The organism is Actinosynnema sp. NPDC059797, assembly GCF_042732085.1.
Lineage (GTDB): Bacteria > Actinomycetota > Actinomycetes > Mycobacteriales > Pseudonocardiaceae > Actinosynnema.
This window is the reverse complement of sequence record NZ_JBHWIE010000447.1, coordinates 1-5,203: the sequence shown is the minus strand read 5'-3', so window position 1 is coordinate 5,203 and position 5,203 is coordinate 1. Positions and strand designations below refer to the sequence as shown.

General features: G+C 73.1%; 4 protein-coding genes. All 4 read left to right on the top strand.

Annotated elements, in window-relative coordinates:
• The first annotated feature begins 316 nt into the window (after positions 1–316).
• A complete protein-coding gene (locus tag ACFV4N_RS39450) occupies positions 317–2,299 on the top strand; it encodes an ASPIC/UnbV domain-containing protein (RefSeq protein ID WP_499677794.1) in 1,983 nt (660 codons plus the stop codon).
• The gene (locus ACFV4N_RS39445; RefSeq protein WP_499677793.1) at positions 2,296–3,333 is read left to right on the top strand and encodes an enediyne biosynthesis protein; all 1,038 of its coding nucleotides are present in this window, start codon (positions 2,296–2,298) and stop codon (positions 3,331–3,333) included. Before ACFV4N_RS39450 ends, ACFV4N_RS39445 begins: the two co-directional genes overlap by 4 nt.
• Positions 3,330–4,652 (top strand): ACP S-malonyltransferase, encoded by a 1,323-nt coding sequence (locus ACFV4N_RS39440; RefSeq protein ID WP_499677792.1) that lies wholly within the window; start codon positions 3,330–3,332, stop codon positions 4,650–4,652. Before ACFV4N_RS39445 ends, ACFV4N_RS39440 begins: the two co-directional genes overlap by 4 nt.
• Before the next feature lie 90 nt (positions 4,653–4,742).
• The coding region (locus ACFV4N_RS39435) for a flavin reductase family protein (protein ID WP_499677795.1) at positions 4,743–5,203 on the top strand (461 nt) is incomplete at its 3' end.

Genomic DNA, 5,203 nt, shown 5'->3' with positions numbered 1-5,203 from the left:
CCCCGGAGGTCCCGCCCCTTCTTCGTGCCGCCGATTTCCCCGAAAACCGAAATGCGCGTGAACGCCGGTGACTTTCCGTTCCGCACCGCGGACGAATTCCCACCTGAACGACCGCCCCCTCGGCAAGTCGGGAGAAGTGGCGCCGAGACGACCCCTCCCATACTGGTTCCCGAGTTGGCCGGCTGTGCACGCCGTCGACCCGGGCCGACGCCCGAACGGGAACGCGCCGGACCCGGTGACCGCGGCACGCCGTTTGTCACCACCAATCCAGTGAGCCTCGCGGGAGAAAATCCCGACGGCGGTCGGCGGGGAGATCATGGCTGAATTCGCAGGACGAACGCGCAGGCTGGTGCCGGGGGTGGTGACGGTCCTCGTCGCCGCCCTGTTGTTCGCGGTGTCGCAGAACGCGGTGGCGGTGTCCGGGGGTGACGAGATCGCCGCCCAGTACAAGTTCCGGGAGCTGCCCATCGCGCTGCCCCCGGGCTACGAGGACCGGGAGATGAAGGAAATCCGGGAGGTCAACCCGGCCTACTTCCGCATCCGCAGCTGGGTGTCCTCGGTCGGCGCGGGCATCGCGCTCAACGACCTCACCGGCAGCGGGCGCCCCAGCTCGCTGTGCATCGTCGACCCGCGCACCGACGAGGTCGTCGTCACCTACGCGCCCAACGCGCCGGAGGAGGACCGGTTCGACCCGTTCCTGCTCGACCCCGCGCCGCTGCCGATGGGCCGCGCGATGGCGCCCACCGGCTGCACGCCCGGCGACTACAACGTGGACGGCCGCACCGACCTGCTGGTCACCTACTGGGGCCGCACGCCCGTGCTGTTCCTGGCCGAGGCCGGCGCCGAGGAGGTGGCCCTCGACTCCTACCGGCCGCAGGAACTCGTCCCGCAGGTCACCGTGGACGGCGACTACCACGGCCCCAAGTGGCACACCAACGCCGTCACCGTCGGCGACCTCGCGGGCAACGGGCGACCGGACATCATCATCGGCAACTACTTCCCCGACTCCGACGTCCTGGACCCGCAGGGCCAGAACAACGTGACGATGAACGACTCCCTCTCGCGCGCCCTCAACGGCGGCGGCAGCCACGTGCTGCGCTGGGAGTCGGGCACCGCGGGCGACGAGCCGACGGCCGCCTACTCGCTGGAGACCGACGCCATCCCCTACCTGGCCGCCAACGGCTGGACCCTGGGCCTGAGCAACGCCGACATGACCGGCGACGGGCGGCCCGAGGTCTACATCGCCAACGACTTCGGCCACGACTTCATGCTGCACAACACCTCCACCGACGACGCGATCAAGTTCTCCGTCGTCGAGGGCGAGCGCACCCCGACCACGCCCAAGTCCTTCATCGTCGGCAACGACTCGTTCAAGGGCATGGGCGTCGACTTCGGCGACGTCGACCGCAACGGCAGCTTCGACATGGCCGTCAGCAACATCACCACCGCGTGGGGCCTGGAGGAGAGCCACTTCCTGTGGATCAACGACGCCGAGAGCCCCGAGCGCATGGGCGAGGCGATGGGCCGCGGCGTCGCCGACTTCACCCAGCGCGCCCAGGAGTTCAACACCGCCTGGTCCGGCTGGGGCTGGGACATCAAGATGGGCGACTTCGCCAACACCGGCAACCTCGACGTCGTCCAGACCACCGGCTTCGTCAAGGGCGACATCGACCGCTGGCCCTGGCTCCAGGAGCTGGCCATGTCCAACGACATGCTGGTGTCCAACCCGGCCATGTGGCCGAACATGCAGCCCGGCGACGACATCTCCGGCCACGAGGCGCCCGCGTTCTTCGCCCGCGGCCGGCACCACGACGTGTTCGTCAACATCACCGGTGAACTCGGCCTGGGCGTGCACCACCCCAGCCGCGGCATCGCCACGGGCGACACCAACCGCACGGGTGCGCTGGACCTCGCCATCGCCCGCCAGTGGGGCCCGCCCTCGTTCTACGCCAACGAGGCGCCCGACCGCGGCGGCCACCTGACGCTGCACCTGTACCGGCCGGTGGAGGGCCCGAGGACGGGCCTGTCCGGTCCGGGCACGCCGGTGTACGGCGCCACCGTCGAGGTCTCCACCCCCGACGGCCGCAAGCAGGTCTCGCAGCTCGACGGCGGCAGCGGCCACGGCGGCAAGCGCAGCTTCGACGTCCACTTCGGCTTCGGCGACTACACCGGGCCGGTGAGCGTGAAGCTGTGCTGGCGCGACCTCGACGGCCGCCTGCACGAGCAGACGACGCAGCTCGACCAGGGTGACCGCACCCTCGTCCTGACCGACACCGCACAGGAGGTTCCGGGCCGATGAGCGCCACCGCCAACACCGACCGGGCGGGGGCGGGCACACCGCCTCCCGTGTCACCGACCATCCCCCCGCCGAAGAAGCCCAAGCTGGACCCCCGCTACGTCGCGCTGCGCAACTTCGCCATCTCCATCAGCGTGTTCAACACCTTCGGCTACACCCTGCTCGGCTTCGAGCAGCCGTGGCTGTGGCCGATCATCGCCGTGCTCACCGGCTACGTCACCGAGATCGCGCTGGAGGTCGTCAGCGCCTGGGCCAACGGGCGGGCGCCCCGGTTCCTCGGCAACGGCGCGCGCGGGGTCTACGAGTTCCTGCTGCCCTCGCACATCACCGCGCTCGCGGTGAACATGCTGCTCTACGCCAACAACCAGCTGTGGCCGGTGCTGTTCGGCGTGTTCTGCGGCGTGGCGGCCAAGCACGTCCTCCAGGCCCCGATCGCGGGCCGGATGCGGCACTACATGAACCCGTCGAACTTCGGCATCACCATGGCGCTGCTGTTCTTCGGCTCGTGGATCAGCATCGCGCCGCCGTACGAGTTCACGGAGGAGGCCAACTACTACTGGCGCGTGATGATCCCGATCATCATCGCGACCGCGGGCACGGTGATCAACGGCATGCTCACCAAGCGCGTGCCGCTGATCGTGGGCTGGATGGGCGGCTTCGCCATCCAGGCGTTCGTCCGGCACTGGATCTGGGACGTGTCGCTCTACAACGCGCTCGGCGTGATGACCGGCGTCGCGTTCGTCCTGTTCACCAACTACATGATCACCGACCCGGGCACGACGCCGACCAAACCGCTCAACCAATTCATGTTCGGCAGCGGCGTGGCGTTCGTCTACGGCATCCTCATGGTCTTCAACGTCGTCTACACCCTGTTCTTCGCCACCGCGATCGTGTGCCTCATCCGCGGCCTGGGCTGGTGGGCGGCGCACCTGCGCGACAAGTCCCGACGGGCGCGGGCGGTCGCCGGTGGGCCGGACCCCGCGCCCGCCCGGCCCACCGGCCACGGGCACAGCGACAGCGGGGTGGTCCGGGTATGACCGCGCGCACCGGCGCGACCGGGCCCGGCGACCTCCCCGACGCGGAGGTGCTGCTGGTCGACGCGCCCGACTCCGCGTCGCTGCGACCGGCGCTGACCGGCCTGGCCGAGCTGGTCGCCGGCGCCGGCCGCGCCCGGCTCGCCGACCTGGCCGGCTCCCTCGCCGCCGAGCTGTCCGGCGGGCCGGCCCGCGCCGCCGTCGTCGCCACGACGGCGCAAGAAGCCCGCGCCCGGCTCACCCGGCTCGCCGAGCTGGTCGACGCGGGGGAGACGAGCGCGTTCTCGCCGGCGGAGGGGCTGTTCCTCGACCGGCGCGACGCGCCGCCCAGGATCGCCCTGCTGTTCCCGGCGCAGGGCCCGCGCGGCGGCGTCGCCGGCGCGGTCGGCCGCTTCCCCGCCGCGGCCGACGTGCTGCGCGCCGCCGACCAGGGCGACGGCCAGGTCCGGGTGGTGGCCGGTTCGCTGGCGGCCGCGCGGGCGCTGGAGTCCGTCGGCGTGCGGGCGGCGGTGGCGGTCGGGCACAGCCTGGGCGAGTTCACCGCGTTCGCGTGGGCCGGCGCGATGGGCGACGGGCAGGCGCTCGCGCTCGCCGCCCACCGCGGCCGGGTGATGGCCGACGCGGGCGACGGCGCGGGCGGCATGGCCGTCCTGCTCACCGGGGCCGAGCGGGCGACCGCCCTGGCCCGGGGGCGGGACGTGGTGGTCGCGGGCTTCCACAGCCCGCACCAGGTCGTGCTGTCCGGCCCGGCCGACGCCCTCGACCGGGTGTGCGCCGCCGCCGAGGACGACGGCGTGCCCGCGTTCCGCCTCAAGGCGCCGCACGCCTTCCACACGCCCCGCGTCCGGGCCGCCGCCGACGCCATGGCCGAGGTGCTGGCCGGCGTCGCGTTCGGACCGGTGACCCGGGAGGTCGTCTCCACCGTGACCGCCCGGCCGGTCGCCGCCGACGCGGACGTGCGCGGCCTGCTGCGGGACCAGGTCCTCGCGCCGGTCCGGTTCCACCAGGCCGCCGCGCACGCGGTCGAGGGCGCGGACCTGGTGCTCGAAGCGGGCCCGGGACGCGCGCTCACCGACCTGGTCGCCGAGATCGACCCGGCCGCCAGGGCGCTGGCCACCGACACCGACAGCCCGTCGTCGGTCCCGCTGCTCACCGCGGTGGCCGCGGCGTTCGCGCTCGGCGCGCCCGTCGACGGCGCGGCGCTGTTCGCCGGGCGGGCGTGGACCACCGTGCGCACCAGGCTGCCCCGGGGCGACGACGGGCTGGAACGGGTGGTCGAGAGCTGCTGCCGACCGGCGGCGCGCCCGAGCGCCGCCGGGTGACCCGAGGAGGGCATCGTGACCGAGAACGGATCCGCGCCGCACGGCGAGACACCCGTGGCGACCAGGCCCGCGCCGGGCCTGCGGGAGGTGATGCGCGAGTTCGCCACCGGGATCACCGTGCTGACCACCGGCGGCGAAGCCACCCACGGCATGACGGCCAACGCGTTCAGCTCGGTGTCGCTGGACCCGCCGCTGGTGATGTGCTGCGTCGCCCGCACCGCCGTGATGCACTCGGCGATCAGCGCGGCGCGGCACTTCGCGGTGTCCATCCTCGGCGCCGACCAGGAGTCGACGGCCCGGTACTTCGCCGACCGGCGCCGCCCGCGCGGCCCGGCCCAGTTCACCGGCATCGACTGGCGGCCCGGCCCGCACACCGGCGCGCCCCTGCTCGACGGCGCGTCGGCGTGGCTGGAGTGCCGGCTGGTCGACGCCCACGAGGGCGGTGACCACACCATCTTCGTCGGCGAGGTGCTGGCCGCGGGCGCCTCTCCCGGCGCGGGGCCGCTGCTGTTCTTCGGCGGCGGCTACCGCCGGGTGGCGCCCGCGCCGGG